Source organism: Streptomyces sp. NPDC046977 (assembly GCF_040644455.1).
Taxonomy (GTDB): Bacteria; Actinomycetota; Actinomycetes; order Streptomycetales; family Streptomycetaceae; genus Actinacidiphila.
This window is the reverse complement of record NZ_JBEYWO010000032.1, coordinates 26,432-47,642: the sequence shown is the minus strand read 5'-3', so window position 1 is coordinate 47,642 and position 21,211 is coordinate 26,432. Positions and strand designations below refer to the sequence as shown.

General features: G+C 74.2%; 15 protein-coding genes and 1 pseudogene. 7 read left to right on the top strand and 9 right to left on the bottom strand.

The window, feature by feature from the left end:
* The first annotated feature begins 100 nt into the window (after positions 1–100).
* Positions 101–1,591: a hypothetical protein gene (locus tag ABZ883_RS35000; RefSeq protein WP_360913515.1), complete on the top strand. Its 1,491-nt coding sequence runs from the start codon at positions 101–103 to the stop codon at positions 1,589–1,591.
* Between the two features lie 13 nt (positions 1,592–1,604).
* Here the strand turns inward: ABZ883_RS35000 and ABZ883_RS34995 are convergent, their stop codons facing one another.
* Positions 1,605–2,051, bottom strand: a complete 447-nt coding sequence (locus tag ABZ883_RS34995; protein WP_360913513.1) for an adenylyltransferase/cytidyltransferase family protein — start codon at positions 2,049–2,051, stop codon at positions 1,605–1,607.
* A 166-nt stretch (positions 2,052–2,217) separates the two neighbouring features.
* Here ABZ883_RS34995 and ABZ883_RS34990 point away from each other — a divergent pair, with 166 nt between their 5' ends.
* The 3 genes from ABZ883_RS34990 to ABZ883_RS34980 are packed head-to-tail and all read left to right on the top strand — an operon-like array spanning position 2,218 to position 6,484.
* Entirely contained in the window at positions 2,218–3,474 is a 1,257-nt protein-coding gene (locus ABZ883_RS34990) for a glycosyltransferase family 4 protein (RefSeq protein ID WP_360913614.1), read from the top strand.
* Positions 3,475–3,497: 23 nt separating this feature from the next.
* Positions 3,498–5,225 carry a lipopolysaccharide biosynthesis protein gene (locus tag ABZ883_RS34985; RefSeq protein WP_360913511.1) on the top strand — a complete coding sequence of 576 codons (1,728 nt, stop codon included), beginning with the start codon at positions 3,498–3,500 and terminating at the stop codon, positions 5,223–5,225.
* Positions 5,222–6,484 (top strand): hypothetical protein, encoded by a 1,263-nt coding sequence (locus ABZ883_RS34980; RefSeq protein ID WP_360913509.1) that lies wholly within the window; start codon positions 5,222–5,224, stop codon positions 6,482–6,484. The genes ABZ883_RS34985 and ABZ883_RS34980 overlap by 4 nt, the downstream gene beginning before the upstream one ends.
* Before the next feature lie 826 nt (positions 6,485–7,310).
* On the opposite strand, the gene metG is transcribed toward ABZ883_RS34980, so the two are convergent.
* From metG to ABZ883_RS34950, 6 genes and pseudogenes are all read right to left on the bottom strand, one after another.
* Positions 7,311–8,867, bottom strand: coding sequence for a methionine--tRNA ligase (metG, locus tag ABZ883_RS34975; protein WP_360913507.1), 1,557 nt, complete (start codon positions 8,865–8,867; stop codon positions 7,311–7,313).
* A 200-nt stretch (positions 8,868–9,067) separates the two neighbouring features.
* Complete coding sequence (locus ABZ883_RS34970; protein ID WP_360913612.1) at positions 9,068–9,769, bottom strand: CDP-alcohol phosphatidyltransferase family protein; 702 nt, start codon at positions 9,767–9,769, stop codon at positions 9,068–9,070.
* Between the two features lie 85 nt (positions 9,770–9,854).
* Positions 9,855–11,999, bottom strand: coding sequence for a SpoIIE family protein phosphatase (locus ABZ883_RS34965; RefSeq protein WP_360913505.1), 2,145 nt, complete (start codon positions 11,997–11,999; stop codon positions 9,855–9,857).
* A gap of 89 nt (positions 12,000–12,088) precedes the next feature.
* Positions 12,089–13,193 (bottom strand): annotated as a pseudogene (locus ABZ883_RS34960) (serine hydrolase domain-containing protein); the annotation flags it as partial.
* Positions 13,159–13,356 (bottom strand): hypothetical protein, encoded by a 198-nt coding sequence (locus tag ABZ883_RS34955; RefSeq protein WP_360913503.1) that lies wholly within the window; start codon positions 13,354–13,356, stop codon positions 13,159–13,161. The gene ABZ883_RS34955 and the pseudogene ABZ883_RS34960, both read right to left, overlap by 35 nt.
* A gap of 38 nt (positions 13,357–13,394) precedes the next feature.
* Positions 13,395–14,849: a multidrug effflux MFS transporter gene (locus ABZ883_RS34950; RefSeq protein WP_360913501.1), complete on the bottom strand. Its 1,455-nt coding sequence runs from the start codon at positions 14,847–14,849 to the stop codon at positions 13,395–13,397.
* Here ABZ883_RS34950 and ABZ883_RS34945 point away from each other — a divergent pair.
* Positions 14,836–15,834, top strand: a complete 999-nt coding sequence (locus ABZ883_RS34945; protein ID WP_360913610.1) for a Gfo/Idh/MocA family oxidoreductase — start codon at positions 14,836–14,838, stop codon at positions 15,832–15,834. The two genes, ABZ883_RS34950 and ABZ883_RS34945, sit on opposite strands and share 14 nt — an antisense overlap.
* 175 nt (positions 15,835–16,009) lie before the next feature.
* On the opposite strand, the gene ABZ883_RS34940 is transcribed toward ABZ883_RS34945, so the two are convergent.
* Both ABZ883_RS34940 and ABZ883_RS34935 read right to left on the bottom strand, forming a co-directional pair.
* Positions 16,010–16,324 (bottom strand): 4a-hydroxytetrahydrobiopterin dehydratase, encoded by a 315-nt coding sequence (locus tag ABZ883_RS34940; protein WP_360913499.1) that lies wholly within the window; start codon positions 16,322–16,324, stop codon positions 16,010–16,012.
* 977 nt (positions 16,325–17,301) lie between these two features.
* The gene (locus tag ABZ883_RS34935; RefSeq protein WP_360913497.1) at positions 17,302–17,889 is read right to left on the bottom strand and encodes a hypothetical protein; all 588 of its coding nucleotides are present in this window, start codon (positions 17,887–17,889) and stop codon (positions 17,302–17,304) included.
* Between ABZ883_RS34935 and ABZ883_RS34930 the strand changes: the two genes are divergently transcribed.
* Both ABZ883_RS34930 and ABZ883_RS34925 read left to right on the top strand, forming a co-directional pair.
* Positions 17,782–19,893 (top strand): bifunctional polysaccharide deacetylase/glycosyltransferase family 2 protein, encoded by a 2,112-nt coding sequence (locus ABZ883_RS34930; RefSeq protein WP_360913495.1) that lies wholly within the window; start codon positions 17,782–17,784, stop codon positions 19,891–19,893. The genes ABZ883_RS34935 and ABZ883_RS34930 overlap by 108 nt on opposite strands.
* Positions 19,890–21,191, top strand: coding sequence for an acyltransferase (locus ABZ883_RS34925; RefSeq protein ID WP_360913493.1), 1,302 nt, complete (start codon positions 19,890–19,892; stop codon positions 21,189–21,191). Before ABZ883_RS34930 ends, ABZ883_RS34925 begins: the two co-directional genes overlap by 4 nt.
* Positions 21,192–21,211: the final 20 nt, after the last annotated feature.

Genomic DNA, 21,211 nt, shown 5'->3' with positions numbered 1-21,211 from the left:
ATGCCCTCCCCGGCATCGTCCGCACAGATTATCGGCGCACACGGTTGCTGGGCAGCCGGATCTATAGACTGCCGGAGGGGAATCGTTGGGGGGCTGTTGCATGGCAGTTCAGACGCACGAAATCCGGCCGCGGGGCCTGCCGCCGGGGGAGGTGGAGGTCCCGGCCGTCTCGCCGCGGGCGCTGCTGTCCCGGGCGCTGGCGGTGCCGCTGATCCTGGGGCTGTCCCTGTTCCTGCCCGCGCTGGTCGCCGTGCAGCCGGGGCCCGGTGTCAAGGACAGCGTCTTCTGGCTTCAGGTGGTGTTGACCTGCTACGCGGGCATCCGCCTCGCGGTGATGGCGCTGACCGCCCATCGCAAGCTGATCCAGGGCTCGTTCTGGCTCTTCGTGTACGTGGCGATGGGCGTCGCCCCACTCGCCCAGGACGTGCTGGACCAGACGCCGACGCCGGTGGTCGGCACCCGGGCGGACCTGCTGGTGGCGGTCGCGCTGGTGCTCGTCGGGTGCGCCGCGTTCGACGTCGGCACGCTGCTGTCGCGGCACCGCCCCGTCCGGCGGGCCCGGCGGCGGGAGCGCTCGGCGTCCTTCCACCGCAGGCGGGTGTTCCTGCTGGCGGCGGTCGCCTTCGTCGGCAGCGCGCTGCTGGTGGTCAAACTCGGCGGTCCCGCGGTGTTCTTCAGCAGCCGGCAGGCGATCACCGACACCATCCGCGCCGACGGCGCCGCCTCCGCCGAGTCCAACGTGGGCTCCGCCTTCCTGCGCGGCTTCGGCACCGTGCCGGCGCTGGTGGCCCTGCTGATCTTCACACGCTGGCTGGTGACCTCCCGGCGGGCCCGGCGCCGGCCGCTGGTCATCGCCACGTGGGGCGCCCTGCTGCTGCTGAATGCGGTGGTCAACAACCCCGTCTCCAACCCCCGTTACTGGTTCCTGACGGTGCTGTTCTCCTTTCTGTTCACCGCCTTCCCGAGAAGTCCCGCGATGTACCGGGCGGCGCTGGCCCTCGGCGTCGCCGGCGCCCTGGTGGTCTTCCCCTTCGCCGACCGCTTCCGCTACGACGCCGGCGGCTACAAGCCGGTGGAGACCACGTCGGTCTTCGAGCCGCTGGCGGTCAAGGACTACGACCAGGTGGGCATGTTCGCCAACACCGTCACCTTCGCCGACAGCGGGCCCGGCCACTTCTACGGCCGGCAGATCGCCGGCTCCGCGTTCTTCTTCGTCCCGCGCTCGGTGTGGCCGGGCAAACCGCGCGACACCGGGGTCATGATCGGCCAGTGGATGGGCATGAAGAACGTCAACCTCTCCTCCCCGCTGTGGGCGGAGTTGTGGATCGACTTCGGCGCCGGGGGCGTCGTCGCGGGCTTCCTCGGCCTCGGCTACCTCTCGGCGCGCGGCGACCGCGCCTACGCCCGGCGGACCTCCGTCGACCGCCGCCCCGGCAATGTCATGGCGATCGTCATCCCGCTGATCGCCGGGTACTCCTTCATCCTGCTGCGCGGCCCGCTGCTCCAGGCCTCGGGCCGCATCGGTGTGGCACTGATCTGCTTCGCCCTGGTGACCACCCTGCGCGCCGACAGGCGACGGCTGCTGGGCTGACCGGTCGCGCCGCTTACTGCGCGGAGGCCCCCGCGGCGGACGGGGCCAGCGCGTCCAGCGCGCGGCGCAGCTGGGTGCTGGAGGTGTGCACGGTGTACGGGAAGTAGACGACCTCGACCCCGACGGTGGCGAAGTCCCGTTCCAGCCGCAGCCCCTTGTCGGTGCCGCGCCAGTCGTCGCCCTTGAAGATGACGTCGAAGCGGACCTGCTGCCAGGTCTCCAGCTTGTCGGGGACGGTCTCGACGAAGGCGGCGTCGACGAAGCGGACGCTGCGGACGATCTCCAGGCGCTCGATGAGCGGGACGACCGGCGTGCGGCCCTTGGCGAGGGCGGCCATCTCGTCCGAGACCACCCCGGCGACGAGGTAGTCGCACTGACTGCGGGCGTGCCGCAGGATGTTCAGATGTCCGACGTGGAAGAGGTCGTAGACCCCGGGCGCATAGCCCACTCGGTGCGACATGGTGTCAATCCCCCCACAGGAGCACAACCTTCTCGCGAGTTGCGGAGTCTCAGACATTAGCGTGAAGGCAGCATGTTTCTCTGGTGAACGGTTAAGGTGAGCTACTGGTCACTTCTGGGGGGAAGGGGTCCGTCTCGTGCCCGAGTTCCAGGGCCGCACTCTGCTGCTGGTCTCCACCAACTACGCACCCGAGCACGCGGGTATCGGCCCGTACGCCACGCAGATCGCCGAGCACTGGGCGGCGCCCGACGGCGGCGGGGCCGAGGTCCACGTGCTCGCCGGGATGCCGCACTACCCGTCGTGGCGGCTCGACCCCGCCTACCGGGGTGTCTGGCGCGCCGAGGAGCGGCGTGCCGGCGTCACCGTGCACCGGCGCCGGCACACGGTGCCGCCCCGTCAGACCGCGCTGCGGCGCGCCCTGTTCGAGGCATCGGTGCTGGCGCACGGGCTGGTGGCGGCGCCGCGGATCCGCCCCGACGCGGTGGTGGCGCAGATGCCGAGCCTGGCGGGCGGTGTGATCGGCGCCCGGGTCGCGGCCCGGCACCAGGTGCCGTACATACCCGTGGTGCAGGACCTCATGGGCGCGGCGGCGGCGCAGAGCGGGATCCGCGGCGGGGACCGGGCGGCGGCCGTCGCGGGCGCGGCGGAGGCGTACGCGCTGAAGCGGGCCACCCTGGTCGGCGTCATCCACGAGACCTTCGTCGACAAGGTCGCCGCGATGGGCGTCGACCGCGGCCGGATCCGCCTGGTGCCCAACTGGTCGCACGTGGCCCGTCCTTCGCGCCCGCGCGAGGAGACCCGGGCCCGGCTGGGCTGGACCCGGGAGCGGACGGTCGTGCTGCACTCCGGCAACATGGGCCTCAAACAGGGCCTGGACGTGCTGGTGGAGGCCGCCCGCCGGGACCCGTCGGTGCTGATCGTGCTCATGGGCGACGGCAACCAGCGCGAACGGCTGCGGCTGCTGGCCGCGGACGTGCCGAACCTGGAGTTCGCCCCGCCCGCCGGGGACGCGGAGTTCCCCGACGTGCTGGCCGCCGCCGACGTGCTGGCGGTCACGCAGCGCGCCTCGGTGCTGGACATGAGCATCCCCTCCAAGCTGACCTCGTACTTCGCCGCCGGGCGTCCGGTCGTCGCCTCCGTCGCCGCCGAGGGCGGCACCGCGCAGGAGGTGGTGCGCTCCGAGGCCGGGCTGCTGGTGGCACCGGAGGACCCGGAGGCGTTCCTCAAGGCCGTCAGGGCGCTGGCCCAGGACCCGGAGGCCGCCGATGAACTGGGCGCCCGCGGCCCGGCGTACGTGACGGCGCATCTCAGCCGCGAGGCGGGATTGTCACGGATGAGCGCACTGCTCGCCGAGGCACTGGACACGACGACGCGAGGTGCCGATCCTGTGGGGTCGGACGCATGGGGGGTTCCACGCACGTGAGCGATCAACCGCACGGTTCGCAGATGTCCGAGGCGCAGGACGAACCGGACCTGCTCCGGGACCAGTTCCGGCAGCTCGTCCGCTACCGCGCGCTGCTCGTGACCGGTGTGCTGCTCGGCCTGCTGGGCGGCGGCTACCTGGCGGTGACGGGCAGCGACAGCTATGTGGCCACCAGCGAGGTGGTGCTGCGCGCGGCCACCACCGACCCGTTCGCCGCCGGGGCGTCCTCGCCCGACAAGTCGATCAACATCGGCTCGGAGCGGCAGACCGCGATGAGCAACGAGGTCGCCAAGCGCGCCGCCCAGCAGCTCGGGCTCTCCTCCCGGGCGATCCCCGAGCTCCAGTCCGACCTCCAGGTCACCAACCCGCCCAACACCGTGGTGCTGCGCTTCGCGTACACCTACACCGACGCGGACGAGTCGGCCCGCCGCGCCAACGCCCTGGCCACCGCGTTCATGGACGCGCGCAAGGAGAGCACCGAGAACACCATCAAGAACACGGTGCACGGCCTGCAGAAGCAGCTGGACCCGGTCGTCAAGCAGCGCAAGGAGCTCGACGCCCAGATCGCGCACCTCGGCGAGGGGCCCACCCTCGACGCGGCCACCACGGTGCAGGCCACGCTCGTCGGCCGCATCTCCGAACTCAGCAGCCGCATCACCGAGTTGCAGTCGCTCGACACCACCCCCGGCAGCTGGAACCGCGTCGCGAGCCCGCCGTCCGCGCCCTCCGGCCCCGGGCTGCCGATGATGCTCGGTCTCGGCGCGCTCGTCGGCGTCGCCGTCGGACTGCTCGCCGCCTGGGTACGGCTGGTCTTCGACCCGACCGCGCGCTCCGAGGGCGACGTGGTCCGGGCGCTGCGCGCCCCGGTGCTGGGCACGCTGCCGCGCACCAGGAACGGGCCGCTGCTCGCCGTCGACCACGCCGACCCCCGGCTCGCCGAGGAGTACCGTTCCGTCGCCTTCCGGCTCGCCTACGACCAGCGCTTCGCCGACCGGCGGCGCCTGCTGGTGGTCGCCCCGCGCGGCACCGGCGAGACGGCCGCCGCGGTGGCGGTCAACCTCGCCGCGTCCTTCGCCGAGATGGGCATGGACGTCCTGCTGGTCGAGGCCGATCTGCGCACCCCCGGGCTGTCGGCCCGGCTGCGCGCGGCCGACGGCTCCCGGCCCGGCTGGGCCCGCTCCCCCCAGCTCAGCGAGGGCGGCTGGCCGGCCGGCATCCAAGTGCCCGTCGACGCGGGCGAGTCGGGCTCCTTCGACCTCGTGCCGGGGCGCCGCGTACGCAATGTGGCCCGCGCGCTCACCTCCGCCGCGGCCGGCCGGCTGTTCGCGGAGGCCGACGAGCCGGGGTCCGCCGTCGTCGTCCTGGCCCCCGCCGTCCTGACGTACGCGGACGCCCTGGCGCTGGCCGACCGCATCGACGGCGTCCTCGTCGTCGCCGACCCGCACGCCGTGCACCGCGCCGACCTGGACCGGGTGCGGCAGCTGATCAGCGGCGCGGGCAGCACCGTGCTGGGCTCCGTGCTGCACAGCTCCCCGGGCGGCGGCCGGTGGGCCAAGCGGCGGCACGCCCGGCGCGCCCGCAAGGCCGCCGCGGCGCGCACCGCGACCGCCGGCACGGGCACGGAGACCCCCGCGACAGCCGCGACCGCGGCCACGACCGCGCCCACCACAACGGGAGGCTCCACGGCTCCCGCCCTGCCGGCCGAGGACAAGACCACCGACACCATTCCGCTGCGCACGGTGATCCGGTGACGGCGCGGCCGGCGCCCGGCGCCAAGGCCGCCATCGTCTGCTCCGTCCTCGACCAGGGCGTCGCCGCGCTCACGAACATCCTGGTGCTCGTGGTCGCCGCCCGGCTGTCCAGCGCGGCCGGCTTCTCGGTCTTCTCGATGGTCTACGCCGTCTTCTCCGTGCTCCTCGGCATCAGCGTCTCCTACGTCGGCCAGGCGCTGGTGCTGGAACGCGGCGAGGACTCCGCGGTCCGCGCCGCCTGCCGCTCCGCGGCCGGCTTCGTCGCCGCCGCCTCGGCGGTCGCCGGCGCCACGATGGCGGCGGTGCTCGCCCTCGTCCCGGGCACGACGGCACGGGCGCTCGCGGTCCTCGGGCTGGTGCTGCCCCTGGTCCTCACCCAGGACGGGCTGCGCTACTGCTTCTCCACCCTGCGCCTGCCGCACCTCGCCCTCGTCGGCGACGTGCTGCGGCTCGCCGTCGCCCTGCCCGCGCTCGCCCTCCAGCCCCACGGCACCGGGCCCGCCCGCCTGGTGGCCGTGTGGGGGCTGTCGGCGGTGCCCGCCCTGCTCGCCGGCATCGCCCTGCTCGCGCCACGGCTGCGCGGCGCCCCGACGGACCTGCGGCGCTTCCTGCGCAAGGGGCACCTCGGGCGCCGCTTCGTGGTGGAGTACGGGGTCGGCAACGCCTCCAGCCAGCTCGCGGTCGTCGGACTCGGCCTGTTCGCCAGCCCGTTGGCGGTCGGTGCGCTGCGCGGTACGACAACCCTGTTCGGGCCGATGAACGTGCTCTTCAACTCCGCCACCGCCTTCGGGCCGCCCCTGCTCGGCCGCGTCCCCGGCATGCGCGGCCAGGTCCGCGCCACCGCCGTGCTCGCCGGGATCCTGGCCGCCGTCGCCGCCGCGTGGACGGGCGTGCTGACAGCCCTGCCCGACCGCTTCGGCCGCCAGCTCCTCGGCGCGACCTGGCAGGCCGCGGAAGGCCTGCTGGCCGCCACCGGCACCCAGTACGCGGCCATCGCGGCCGGCACCAGCGCCCTGCTCACGCTGCGCGTCCTCCAGCCGCGGGCGACCCTGCCCATCCAGGTCGTCTTCTCCCTCGCCTCCATCGCGTTCATGATCTCCGGCTACGCCCTGGCCGGGGTCCCGGGCGCCGCATGGGGCCTGGCCGTCGGCTCCGCCCTCAAGGCCACCGTCCTGTGGACCCGCGTCACCCTCCTCCGCCGCGCCCCCGCCACGGCGGGCCAGGACCCCCGCCCCGAACCGACCCCGGCAAGCGCGTAACCCGACGCCCGGGGCGATGCCGCCCACATGCCGTTGCCCGGCCGCGCTTTGGCCGCCACATAGGGCCTGCCCGGCCACGTGGGCCACCGCGACCCCACCACGCCTGCCACCGGCTGGTCGCCGTACGTCGCCGTACGGGTCCTGACCGTCAGCCAGGACCCCGCCCGGCGAGCGCCCGACCGGCACCCGGGCGAGCCCACCCCGACGCAAGGAGCGGCCACGTCGCGCATCGCGTCGTCCGGCCGCACCTTGGCCGCCGCACAGGGGCCTGGCGCCAGAACCCCCGCGCGTTCCCGACACTCGACGCGAAGTCGCAGAGTGCCTGACCGTCGGCCAGGCCCCACGCCCGAACGCCCACCCCGACGGCCGCGCAGCCGGTCCCGACACCGCCACCCGACGCGAGGACTGCCATGTCCTACGGCCTGGCCGCGCGCGCGACCCCACCACGCCTGCCACCGGCCGGGACCCTCGCCCCGAACCGACGCCGGCAGGCAGGTGACCCGGCGTCCGAGGCAAGGCCGCCCTCATCCGAGGAACGCCCACGCCCGGGCCGCCGGCCAATCTGCGGCACGCCCCCAGAACGGGCTCGGGCCAATGAGCCGCGCCCCCGGCGTTGTGGCAACTGGGCGGAGCGACTCTGGGCCTTCGCCGCTCTGCCGCCGTGGTCACGGCATGTCACCGAAACGGGCCGGACGTTGACGTTTCCCGCACCCTTGCCACTCAGGTCGCCTCCCGGAGCGACAACAGTCCCGCGCCGCCGCCACGTTCGCGTCGGGCAGGAGACGACAACGGCCGGAAGCGGTCACCGGGCCGGAGGCCCGCGGCGTCACGGCACCGGGGCGAGGCGGGGGAAGAGCGGGGTGGGGGGCGGGAGGGTGCCGTCGGGGGCGGCGGCGCACTGGGCGGCGATGCGGGAGGCGGCGTTCGGGAGGAAGGGGGCGAGTTCCTCGCCGAGGGTGCGGCAGGCGTCGAGGAGCGCGGCCAGGACCGCGTCCAGGCGCTCCCCCGCGGGGGCGTTGCGGTCGCGGCGTTCGGCGCGGGCGAGTTCCCAGGGCCGGGTCTCGTCGATGCAGCGGTTGGCCTCGTCGACGATCCGCCACACGGCGGCGGCCGCGCCGCGGAAGTCGACCTCGTCCAGTGCCCGCGCGACGTCCGCCGCGGCGTCGCGGCAGGCGGCGCGCAGGCCTTCCGTCCCCGGTTCCGGGACCCCGCCCGCGCCCGCGGGCTGCGTGCCGCCGCGGAAGCGGTGGACCATGGTGACGACCCGGTTGACCAGGTTGCCGAAGCCGCCCGCGAGGTCCGCGTCGGCGCGGGCGACGAGCCGTTCGCGGGTGAAGTCCGCGTCGCCGGTCCTGGGGACCTCGCGCAGCAGCCACCAGCGCACGGCGTCGGTGCCGCAGGCGGCGGCCAGTTCGACGGGGTCGACGGTGGTGCCCGCGGACTTGCTGATCTTCCGGCCGTCGACGGTGAGGTAGTCGTGGACCAGGATGTCCGTGGGCAGCGGCAGCCCGGCCGACAGCAGCATCGCCGGCCAGTAGACGGCGTGGAAGCGCAGCACGCCCTTGCCCACCAGGTGGACGCGGCGCCCTTCGCCCGCCCACCACCGCTCGTACTCCGGCGATCCCTGGCCGCCGTAGCCCAGGCTGGTGACGTAGTTGCCGAGCGCGTCCCACCAGACGTAGACGACCTGGCCGGGGTCCCCGGGCACGGGGATGCCCCAGCCGCGGGCGCGGTGCTGCGAGCGGGAGACGGAGAAGTCCCGCAGCCCGCGGGCGAGGAGGGCCAGCACCTCGTTGCGGCGGGCGGCGGGCTCGATGCGCAGCCGGCCGTCCTCGATCAGCTCGCGCAGCACGCCGGTCCAGCGCGACAGCCGGAAGAACCAGTTCTCCTCCGCGACAAGCTGCGGTTCGGTGCCGTGCTCGGCGCAGCGTCCGTCGACGAGTTCGCCCGGGGTCCAGAACTGCTCGCAGCCGACGCAGTACAGGCCCTCGTAGTGGGTCCGGTACAGGTCGCCGACCGCCGCGCACCGGTGCCACAGCCGCTCCACGCCCGCGCGGTGCCGGGGGTCGCGGCTGGTGCGGATGAAGTCGTCGAGCGACAGCGCGAGCGGCCCGTCGAGCGCGGCGAAGGCGGCGGCGTTGCGGTCGACGAACTCCTGCACGGGGACGCCCGCGGCCTCGGCGGCGAGCACGTTCTTCAAGGAGTTGTCGTCGGTGCCGCTCAGGAAACGCACGGGCTCGCCGGCGCGGCGGTGGTGCCGGGCCAGCACGTCGGCCTGCACGAGTTCCAGCGCGAAGCCCAGGTGGGGGCGGGAGTTGACGTACGGGATCGTCGTGGTGACGTAGAAGGGGGCGGGTGCGGGACCCGGGGGGTGCGTGGTCATCGGAACCTCCTGCGAAGGGGGCGGGGCTCCGACGCGCACAACAGCCGAGGCCCCGGTCCAGGGCCTCGGACAACGCGACGCGTCCGACTCAGCAGCCCCGGCAGCGGGGCATCATGCGGCGAGCGGATGCGGTCGCGATCATGCCGCGATGGTAGCCGAGCGCGGGCCGGGGGCGTCGGCCATTTCCCGCCGGGCGCGGCTCAGCGCAGTTCGCGGAACCACTTGACCAGGAAGGCGGCCAGGTAGAGCGCGTACACCGCGAACAGGGCGGTGTAGGCGGCCAGGAAGACCCGCGGCGCGCCCAGGGTGAGGAAGAGCAGGCAGAAGACGCCGTAGTCGACGGGCAGCAGGGCGACCGCGCGCAGCCGGGACGGCGCGGGGGCGGCCTGCGCACCGGCCGCGGGCGCGGCCTTGGGCTTGAGCTTGTCCGCGAGCAGGCCCCCGCAGAAGAGCAGGACGGCGGCGAGCTGGAACCCCAGCGGCACCAGCAGCCAGCCGTCGGAGGGCAGGTCGAAGAAGCGGTGGAAGGAGATGAGCACGGCGGAGTGGACCGCGGTGATCTTCGCGGCGTCCACGACGTGGTCCAGCCACTCCCCCGCCGGGCTGCCGCGGCCCAGCAGGCGGGCCAGTTGGCCGTCCGCGGAGTCGAAGGCGAAGCCGACGACCAGGCCCAGCCAGACGGCGACGGCCAGCGGCCAGGACGGCCCGGCCAGGGCGAGCGCGGCGACCGCGCCCAGGCTGAACGCGGCGCTCACCAACGTGACCTGATTGGGTGTCAGCCGCACCCGGTAGGCGCCCGCGGCGAGCACCCGCCCGGCCGGCCGGTTCACGTACCGCGAGTACAGCGACACGCCCTTGGCGGACTTCTGCGCGGTGCGCAGCTCGCGCAGCGCACCGGCCATCGTTAGCGTCACGTATCCCCCCGCGCCATGCCTCATTCGTGCGCTTCACATCATGGCAGGGTCCGGTCGGATCAGGGACCGGATGTCATGTCACGCGGGTGAGCAGCACGGCGATGTCGTCGCTGCGGGGGGCCGCGCGGCGGGCCTGTTCGACGAGGGTGTCGGCGAGTTCGTCCAGCGAGAGGTCGCCCGCGCGGTCGACGTGCTCGGCGAGGGCGGCGGTGGCCTCGTCGAGGTCGACGCCGCGGGCCTCGACCAGGCCGTCGGTGTAGAGGACGAGCAGGGTGCCCGGCGGCAGCGGGATCTCGATCGTCGGGTAGCGCGCGGCGCGGTCGACGCCGAGCAGCGGCCCCGGCGGCACCCGCAGCAGCTCCGTGCCGCCGCCGGGGTGCCGCAGCAGCACCGGGGGGTGGCCGGCGGTGGCGAGGTGGGCGCGGTTCCTGGCCAGGTCGAGGTGGGCGTAGAAGCAGCTGGTGAGCAGGCCGGGGTCGAGGTCGACCAGGAGGCGGTTGGATCGGGCCAGGACCTCGCTGGGGGACGCGCCCGCGGTGGCGCGGACGGCGGTGCGGACCTCTCCCATGAGGGCGGCGGCATTGACGTTGTGGCCCTGGACGTCGCCGATGGTCAGGGCGGTCATCTGCGCGCCGAGGCTGATGACGTCGTAGAAGTCGCCGCCGATGTCGATGCCCTGGGTGGCCGGGAGGTAGCGGGCGGCCACGTCCAGGCCGGCGATCTCGGGCAGCGCCCGGGGCAGCAGGCGGGCCTGGAGGGTGATGGCGAGGTCGTGCTCGGCGTCGTAGAGCCGGGCGCGGTCCAGCGCCTGCGCGATCAGGCCGGCGATGGAGGTGAGGACGCTGCGCTCCCCCGGCGGGAAGGGGTGCGGCCGGTCGTAGGCGAGCACCATCGTGCCGACGGGGCGGCCGGAGGCGATCAGCGGCAGGAAGGCCCAGGCCGCCTTCGTGTCGCGGACCTCGGCGGCGGGGTAGAACCGGCGCAGTTCGGCGACGGTGGCGAAGAAGCCGGGGACGCCGGTCCGCATGACCCGTACGGCGGGGTTGCCCATGCTCAGCGGGGCCATGTCGAGTTCGGCCATCAGTTCCTCGGTGTACCCGCGGTAGCCGATGATCCGCAGCCGGTCGCCCTCCGCGGTCAGCAGGGAGACGCCCTGCACGCCGAAGACGGCCAGCATCTGTTCCATGACCTGGTCGATGACGTCCTGCTCGCCGACGGCCTCGGTGAGCGTCGCGGCCAGGTGCAGGAGGTGGTACAGCGCCACCGCCCGGTCCTGCGCCCCGGTCTCGGGCAGGCGCGCGGCGGGGGTCTCGGCGTCCACGGGGGCGGGGGCCGCCGCCACGCGGGCGCTGATGCCGGAGGGGTCCGGGTAGAGCTCGAAGGAGAGCCAGGCGTCGGGCGGCCGCAGGGTGGTGAGGGCGGCGGGCCGCAGACTGATCAGCGCGCCGCGGCAGCTGTCCTCGAAGAGCGGGTCACCGAGCCAGGGCAGGACGTTCCAGGGCCGGTGCCCGAGCAGCGCGGGGATCTCCGCGCCCAGCAGGCGGGCGGCGGCCCGGGTGACGAAGGTGAAGCGTCCCTCCAGGTCCAGCGCGAAGGAAGCCTCCGGGAGCCGCTCCACGAGGCCGGCCGCCGCCAGCGCCTCACCGGGCCCGTGGACGCGGGTCCGGTGGGGCGACAACATCCTCGCCTCGTGCCCCCAGGGCGGCGGGGCCCCCTCGTCGGCGGCCTCCCGCAGCAGGACGCCGAGGTGGTGGCAGGCGGCCCGGACGGTGCTGCGCTCCCGCAGCGACATCTGCGGGGGGTGGGAGCCGGGCAGGAAGAGCACGAGCCCGCCCCAGGTCCTGCCGCCGGAGGTGATCGGGGCGGCGGCGAGCGCGAACTCGTACGGGAGCACCAGGGCGATCCGGGGGTACAGCCGTGCGGTCTCCTGGGGGCCGCCGAGCCAGACCAGCCGCTCGTCGCGCACCGCGTCGGAGACGGGGGTGCGGTGGGCCAGCCCGATGCGCGCCCACAGCCCGGCGAACGACTGCGGACCGCCGACCAGCGTCGCCAGGCACAGCGTCTCGCCGTCGGGGGCCAGCAGGTAGACCAGGCCGATGGACGCGCCGGTCTCGCGGGTCACCTGGAGCAGCGGGGGGTCGAGCAGCTCCGGTCCCGGGCGCTGGCCCACGGCCCCGGTGCCGTCGGCGTCGGTGGCGACTCCGGCGGGGTTCCGCATGCTGTCCCCTTCCGGCCGCGGACCTCACCCCCCGAACAATCGAACCGTCCCCTTAATGACGATATTCCACTTTCGCGAGGTCGGCGGCGCCACGCACGGCCGGACTCAGGCGACCCCGAGCGCCCGGGCGAACCGGGTCCCCACGGCCGCCCGGGGCGCACTCCCGTCGCGCCAAAGGCGGCACGGGTGCACCGAGTTGGCGAGCAGGACGAGGAACGAGTCGGTCGCCGGGTCGATCACCAGGCTGGTCCCGGTGAAACCGGTGTGCCCGGCCGCGCCGCGCCCGGCGAGGGCCCCCATGAACCAGGCAGCGTCCGTCTCGAAGCCCGGGTACGACCCCCCGGCGTCGAGGAGGGAGCGGCAGAGCAGTGCGAGGTCCCAGGCGGTGGAGAACAGGCCCGCGTGCCCGGCGACACCGCCCATGGCGTACGCGTTCTCGTCGTGCACGGAGCCGCGCAGCATGCCGCGGTCCAGCCGGCCCCAGGGACGGCGCTGGTCCTCGGTGGCGGCGATCCGGGGGAGCCAGGAGGCGGGCGGGTTGTAGCGGGTGTCGTGCATGCCGAGGGGGCCGGTGATCTCCTCGCGCACCAGGGCGTCGACGGACTCGCCGGTCTCGCGCTCCAGGGCGTGCTGGACGGCGATGAGGTTGAGGTCGGAGTAGACGCGCCCGGCGCCCGGCGCCGCGACCGGCTCCTCCTCCCACAGCAGGCGGGCCCGGGCCTCGGCGTCGGCCCGGTCGTAGAAGGGCAGTTCGGGACGGAGCCCGGAGGTGTGGTCGAGAAGCTGCCGCACGGTGATGCGCTGCTTGCCCGCGGCGGCGAACTCGGGCACGTAGAACGCCACCTCGCGGTCCGGCTCCAGCCGGCGCACGGCCACCACCGAGGTGAACAGCTTCGTCAGCGACGCCAGGTCGAAGACCGTGTCGGGCCGCATCGGCACCCACTGCTCCCGGGGCAACTCGACGCCGCCGCCCGACCCCTCGTCGTACCCGCGGTAGCGCACCGCCCAGCCCACGGCCTCGTGGAGGGCGACGGTGCCGCCGCGCCCGGCGAGCACGACGGCCCCCGCGCACCAGGGGTGGACCGAGGCGGGCGAGGGTTCCAGGAAGGGGGTGATCTCCCCGACGATCCGGTTCAGCTCGTCCGCGCGCAGCTCCGCGTCAGGGCAGGTACCTCTCGACAACCGCGGGGCCATGCTCCTCCAGCAACTTCCGGGCCTGTTCGAGCCGGGCGGGCGTCGGCTCGCGGCCGGAGGCCATGACCAGGTCCTCCGGATCGATCATGTGTTCGGACCCGGTGTGCAGGCAACTGTCCGCGGTCTTCCAGGCCCACTTGCTCTCGTCGATCGGCTCGGTCATCACTGCCTCCTGACTCGGCACGGCAATGATCGCAGGGATCACCGTGCATCCACAGTACGCCGCCAGGGGCGGCACAGCCCGGCGAAGCAGGCCGCCGCGGCCAGCACGCTGCCCAGCTGCACCAGCGCCATCGGCACGGCCGAGTCCTCGCCCGCGACACCCACGAGCGGCGAGGCCACGGCGCCCACGAGGAAGGAGGTCGTGCCCAGCAGCGCCGAGGCCGAACCGGCCGCGTGCCGGGTGCGCATCAGCGCCAGGGCGTTGGTGTTGGGCAGCACCAGGCTCATCGCCGACATCAGGACGAACAGGCCCGCGGCCACCGGCAGCAGCCCGGCCCTGCCGAACACGCCGGAGGTCATCGCCAGCAGCGCGAGCGCGGCCACCGTGATCACCACCAGGCCCGCGGCGACCACCTTGTCCATGCTGACCCGTCCCACCAGCAGCTTGCCGTTGACCTGGCCCAGCGCGACCAGGCCGACGGAGTTGACGCCGAAGAGCAGGCTGTAGGTCTGCGCGGAGGCCCCGTAGATCTCCTGCACCACGAACGAGGAGGCGGCGACGTAGGCGAAGAGCGCGGCGAAGGTGAAGCCGGCGGTGAGCATGTAGCCGGTGAACGCCCGGTCGGCGAGCAGCCCGCGCATCGTGTGCAGGGTCTCGGCGAGGCCGCCGCGGTGCCGGTCGGCCGGGTCCAGGGTCTCCGGGAGGCAGCGCCACACCAGGAGGATCAGCAGCACCCCGACCACGGTGAGCACGACGAAGACCCCCCGCCAGTCGGTGATCCGCAGCACCTGGCCGCCGATGAGGGGCGCCACGATCGGGGCCACCCCGGAGATCAGCATCAGCGTGGAGAAGAAGCGGGCCATGGCGACCCCGTCGTACAGGTCGCGGACGACGGCACGGGCGATGACGATGCCCGCGGCGCCGGTCAGGCCCTGGAGCAGCCGGAAGGCGATCAGCAGCCCGGCGCTCGGGGCGAACGCGCACACGGCGGTCGCCAGCACGTACAGGACCATGCCCGCGAGCAGCGGGCGGCGGCGGCCCCAGCGGTCGCTCATCGGGCCGACGGCCATCTGGCCGAGGGCCAGTCCGGCCAGGCACGCGGTCAACGTGAGCTGCACCGTGACGGCCGGGCTCCGCAGCGACTCCGTGACCTGCGGCAGCGCCGGCAGATACATGTCCATGGACAGCGCGGGGAGCGCGGTGAGGCCGCCGAGGACAAAAGTCACCAGCAGTCCGGTACGGCCTCCTGGGCGGTCTGCGGCGCGTCGTACCGGGGTTGACGGCCGCGGTGTGGATATCTGGTCGGGCGGGATCGGGCCGGCTTCCGGCATCTGCGTCTCCGTGGTCGGTGAATCGTTCTCTATGCTCTCAGCCATCACAAGGTGGGTGAGACCAGGTGGGGGCAGATCCGTGAGTGATTCAGTCGGTGGTTCCGTCGGCGGTGCCGGCGGTACCTCTTCCGCCGGCACCGGACGCAGGATCCGGTGGGGCATCCTCGCGACCGGCGGCATCGCGTCGGCGTTCGCGAGCGACCTGCGGGAGCTCAAGGACGACGCGGAGCTCGTCGCCGTCGGCTCGCGCAGTACGGAGGCGGCGCGCGCCTTCGCCGACCGCTTCGAGGTGCCGCGCGCGTACGGCAGCTGGACCGCGCTCGCCGACGACGAGGACCTGGACGTGGTGTACATCGCCACCCCGCACTCGGCGCACCGCGTCGCCGCGGGACTGTGCCTGCGGGCCGGGCGGGCGGTGCTGTGCGAGAAGCCGCTCACGGTCAACGCGGTGGAGGCGCGCGAGCTGGCCGAACTCGCGCGCGGGCACGGCCGCTTCCTGATGGAGGCGATGTGGATGTACTGCAGCCCGGTGATCCGCCGGCTCACCGGCCTGGTGGCCGACGGGGCGATCGGCGAGATCCGGGCGGTGCACGCGGACTTCGGCCTGGCCGGGCCCTTCGAGCCCAGCCACCGGCTGCGCGACCCCGCCCAGGCCGGCGGCGCGGTGCTCGACCTCGGCGTCTACCCGGTCTCCTTCGCCCATCTGCTGCTCGGCGAACCGGACGAGGTCCAGGCCTGGGGGCACCTCACCCCCGAGGGCGTCGACGACGCCACCGGCATGGTGCTGGGCTACGACAGCGGCGCGATGGCGGTGCTGAGCTGCTCGCTGGCGGCCGACACGGCCCGCACGGCGGTGGTCACCGGGACGACGGGCCGGATCGGGTTCCCGCGCGGCTTCTTCTACCCCGAGCACTTCGTGCTGCACCGCGAGGGCAGCGAGCCCGAGGTCTTCGGCCCGCTGCCCGCCGCCGCGGGCGGCCCGCGCGGGCTGCACGGCCTCCAGCACGAGGCCATGGAGGTCATGCGCTGCCTGCGGGCGGGCGAGACCGAGTCGCCGCTCGTACCGGTGGAGGGCAGCCTCGCGGTAATGCGGACGCTCGACACGGTCCGCGACCGCATCGGCGTCCACTACCCCGGCGAGGCCTGACCCGGCGAGCGGACCCCCTCGACGCCCCCGGCCGGCGGCGGATCCCCGTGCGGGACGCCGCGGGCCGGGGCCGGCCGCCGGCGGCGTGCGTCGTGACGGTGACGCCGACCGAGTTGCAGCCGAGGGTCAGATCGCCGTGGTGGTCGACGTAGCCGACGGGGTGCCGCGGGACCCGCTACGCGGCACCGTGCGCCGGGGCGATGTCCTCGATACGGCGGGCAAGGTCGAAGTCCTTGGCCGTGAGCCGCCCGCCCGCAGCGTGCGTGGTGACGGTGACGCCGACCGAGTTGTAGCCGAGCGTCAGATCGCTGTGATGGTTGACCTCGTCCTGGATCTGCGCGATGTGCACCACGAAGACCGCGCCCGGCAGATGCGGGAGCCGGTAGGTGCGCTGGAGGCTCACGCCGTCGTCGGCCAGCGACCAGCCGGGCAGCTCGGCCAGACGGTGCTCGATCTCCTCGTGCGGCAGGGGCTCTGCGTAGGGCGCCATGCGCCCATCGTCGCACCACCCGCCCCACGCGGCCACGGACGCCCGCGGGGCCACGCCGCGAGGACCAGCGCGACGGCGGCGGGAGAAGCCGCCGTCATCCCGACGGACGTCACCCGGCCGGAGGCGATGACGGCGTCCGCCGACACCGCCCCCCCCCGAGGCCGCAGGGGCCTGCCCCTCCGCGGGCCGGGGCACCCCGATCGTCCCGCCGAACGAGCCGTCAGCGGACGTGGACGCCACCGGCCGGAACCGCCACTGGGGAGACCGCCGCCGTCCCGACGGACATCGCCCGGCCGGAGGCGATGACGGCGTCCGCCGACACCCCCCGAGACCGCAGAGGCCTGCCCCTTCGCGGGCCGGGGCACCCCGACCGTCCCGCCGAACGCGCTGCCGTACAACGACGGGCGGGCGGGTCGTGCGGCCCGCATCGTGGGCTGTCGTGACCGGATTGATCACTTCCGTTTCGCCGGGCGGCCGCCCGGACCCGGCCGCGCGGGGGAGATCGACACAGGCGGTGCCGCTTCCGACACGACCGGACACGGGGCGGACGGATTCCCGCAGGCGAACGGCGGCCTCGTGCCCGAATCGCGCAGGGACGTGATCAGCGCGGCCCGTACAGCTCTCCCGCCCACCCGGGGCGAACGCGCAGTTCGCGACCATGATGGCGACGAAGGCGCCCCGCACCGGAGGCGGCTGAGCCTGGCAGAGAACGACCAATTCGCCTATGGAATCGGTCAAGTGCGAAATACGTCCCATAGGACCGCTTGCGTCGCGTTACGTTGCGGCATGCTCTCCAAGCACCACCGTGACGTATGGTCAGAACCACCACCCGTGGACGACCCGGAAGCCGGTACCGGGATCGACGATCCCGCGACCGAGGTCATATCGCTGCCCGGACCCGTCTTCGTCGATTCCAGCGGGCGACGGGCCCGCGTGGTCCGCAGGGCAGGCTGGGCCATCGGCGCCGCCTGTTCCCTCTACACGGCCGCCCTCGTACTCAGCCTCTCCGGCGCGACGCCGATCGCGCCGAAGACGCTGTTGCCGCTGCCTGGGGTACCGAGCACAGCGCCGGACGACGCCGGCTCCTCGGGGACGGGAGAAGTCGACGTACCGGCCGACCAGGCCGCTCCCCCGGCACCGGCGGGGCTGTTCCGGGCGGGGACGAACACGACTCCGTCCCCGTCCGGCGGCGCCCGGCCGCGGCCGACCGCCTCCGCCAGTCCGCGCACCACGCCCAGCGGCCACGCCACCGGCAGCACCGGCCCGAAGGCCAGCACGTCGCCCACACCGCGCGTGACCAGGAGCGGCCCGCCCCCGGCGTCGCCGACGCCCAGCGCGACGGCGAGTTCGTCCTCCGGTCCGTCGGCCTCGGCGTCCTCGCAGCCCTCCGTTCCCTCCTCCTCCGGGCCCGCGTTACCGCCCGCCGGGGGTACCGACCAGCAACCGCAGAGCGGCCCGTGATACCCCTGCGGCCACGGCTCGTCATTCCCGTCCTCGCCCTCGTCGTGCTCGTGTGCGTGCTGCTGCTCGGCGGCTACGTACGCGGCGACTTCGAGGCCGACCACCGGGTGCACCCGCCGGTGGCCACGGACAAGGTCCCCGAGGCGGTGCTGGACGGCGGTCCTGTGGTGGACCCCACCGGCGACCGCCCGCGCTCGTACCGCACGCCGGACCGCACGATCGCCCTCACCTTCGACGACGGACCGGACCCGGTCTGGACGCCGGAGGTGCTCGACGTGCTGCGGCGGCAGAAGGTGAAGGCCACCTTCTTCGTCACCGGCAGCAACGCCGCCCGCCACCCGGACCTGATCCGCCGGATGGTGCGGGAGGGGCACGAGATCGGTGTGCACACCTTCGCCCACCCGGACCTGGTGTACCAGTCCCCGGGGCGGATCGACCGCGAACTGTCGCAGACCCAGCTGGCGCTCGCGGGCGCGGCCGGCATCCACAGCTCGCTGTTCCGGCCGCCGTACTCCTCCACCGCCGACGCCCTGGACGACCTGTCCTGGCCGGTCGTCCAGCAGCTCGGCCGCAAGGGCTACGTCACCGCCTTCATCGACCAGGACGCCGAGGACTGGCGCCGGCCCGGTGTCCAGGCGATCGTCGACGGCTCCCTCCCCAAGAAGCCGGGCAAGGGCGCCATCGTGCTGATGCACGACGCGGGCGGCGACCGCTCGCAGACCGTGGCCGCGCTCGACCGGCTGATCCCGCTGCTCAAGGGGCGCGGCTACCGCTTCGAGACGGTCGGCGAGGCGGTCGGGGCCAGCTCCACCAACCACCCGGTCGCCGGGGCGGAGTTGTGGCAGGGGCGGATGTTCGTCGCCGCCGTGGAGCTGTCCGAGGCGGCCGTGCCGGCGCTCGCCGTCCTGCTGGCCGGGGTGGGCGTGCTCGTCCTGGCGCGGTTCGCCGCGATGCTGCTGCTGGCCCGCCGGCACGCCCGGCGCCGCCGTGCGCCCGGCTTCCGCTGGGGACCGGCCGTCACCGAGCCGGTCAGCGTCATCGTCCCCGCGTACAACGAGAAGGAGTGCATCGCCCACACGGTCAACTCGCTGGCCGCCGGGGAGCATCCGATCGAGATCGTGGTCGTCGACGACGGGTCGAGCGACGGCACCGCCGACATCGTGGAGGCCCTCGGTCTGCCCGGCGTCACGGTGGTGCGGCAGCCCAACAGCGGCAAGCCGGCCGCGCTCAACAACGGTGTCGCGCACGCCCGGAACGACCTGATCGTGATGATGGACGGCGACACGGTCTTCGAGCCGGCCACCGTCCGCGAACTCGTCCAGCCCTTCGCCGACCCGCGGGTCGGCGCGGTCGCCGGCAACGCCAAGGTCGGCAACCGCAACCGGATGATCGGCCGCTGGCAGCACATCGAGTACGTGATGGGCTTCAACCTCGACCGCCGCATGTACGACCTGATGCGCTGCATGCCGACCATCCCCGGGGCCTGCGGGGCCTTCCGGCGCGACGCGCTGCGCGACGTGGGCGGCATGAGCGACGAGACCCTCGCCGAGGACACCGACGTCACCATGGCCCTGCACCGGGCCGGCTGGCACGTCGTCTACCAGGAGCGGGCCCGCGCCTGGACCGAGGCGCCGTCCACGGTCCGGCAGTTGTGGAAGCAGCGGTACCGCTGGAGCTACGGCACCATGCAGGCGATGTGGAAGCACCGCGGCGCGGTGCTGGACCGCGGGCATTCCGGCCGGTTCGGCCGGGTGGGGCTGCCGCTGGTGGTGCTCTTCCAGGTGCTCGCCCCGCTGCTGGCGCCGCTGATCGACGTCTTCGCGGTGTACGGGCTGGTGTTCATGGATCCGTTTCGCACCGCGGTCGCGTGGGCCGCGGTGCTGGGTGTGCAGGCGGCGTGTGCCGCGTACGCGTTCCGGCTCGACGGGGAGCGGCTGCGGGACCTGTGGCCGCTGCCGCTCCAGCAGGTCCTGTACCGGCAGTTGATGTACCTGGTGCTGCTCCAGTCCTGCATCACCGCGATCAACGGAGGCCGGCTCGGCTGGCACAAGCTGCGCCGTACGGGCGAGGTCGGCACCCCGCCCGTGGCCGCCGGGAGCGAACGGTGACACCGCGTCCGCCCGACCGCCCCTTCCCGGAGGACCCCATGCACGCCCACGACCCCCGCGGCACCCGCCCGGCGGGACCGCCGCCGGTGCCCGGCCCCGGGGGCGGGCGGCGGCGGCGCACCCTGGTCACCGCGGAGCACGGCGCGACCGTCGTCGTCGACGCACCGGAGCGGGACGCGGCGCGGGCCGGGGCCCCGGCCTCGACCGCCGCCAAGGAGGCCCCCGCCGCGGGAGGCGGCGGGGGCCGGGACCGGTACCTCGACCTGCTCCGGGCACTGGCCCTGGTGCGGGTGGTGGTCTTCCACACCTTCAACTGGGCGTGGCTGACCTTCGCCTTCCCGTCCATCGGCGTGATGTTCGCGCTCGCCGGCTCGCTGATGGCGCACTCGCTCAAGCGCCCGGCGGGCTCGGTGCTGCGCAGCAGGGCGCGGCGGCTGCTCGTGCCGTACTGGCTCTTCGCGGCGGTCGTCGTGGGCGCCATGCTGGCGCACGGCTGGCGGATCCACTCCTGGCCGCGGATGCTGCTGTGGGTGCTGCCGCTGGCGGACCCGCCGCGCATCGCGTGGGCCGAGCAGGTGACGGACCCGCTGTGGTACATCCGCACCTACCTGTGGCTGGTCCTGCTCTCCCCGTGGCTGCTCAAGGCCTTTCGTGCCGCGCCCAGGGCGTGCCTGGCCGTGTGCGGGCTGCTGGTCGTGCTGGCCCAGTACGACCGGCTCCCGCTGACCGAGCCCGCGCTCACCCCCGCCGTCGACCTGGTCACCTTCACGGCGTGCTGGCTGCTGGGCTTCGCGCACCGGGACGGGCGGCTGGACGCGCTGCGGGCCCGCACCGTGCTGGGCCTGGCGGCGCTGTGCCTGGCGGGGGGCGGCTGGTTCGCCCTGACGCACCCCACGGACGAGGGCTTCGACCTCGGCGAGATCCCGCTCGCACAGGCGCTGTGGTCGGTCGGTTTTGTCCTCGTGCTGCTGCGCTTCCGTCCGCGCCGGCTGAGCCGTGTCCCGGTGGCGGACGGCGCGGTGGGGCTGCTCAACGCCCGTGCGGTGACGGTCTACCTGTGGCACGAGGTCGCGCTCGTGCTCAGCGTGCCGCTGATCGACCGCATGTGGGACGTGCCGTTCTTCGAGGCCCATCTGCCGCTGGACGCCTCCTGGTTCCAGTTCCTCATGGCCTGGCCGCTGATCGGCGCGGCCATCGTGCTGGCGGGCTGGGCCGAGGACGTCGCCGCGCGGCGCAGGCCGCACCCGTGGCCGACGGGGGGCGGAGGGCGCCGCGCACGCGCCCGCCGTCGCTTGTGAAGGATTCGTGCGCTGATCGC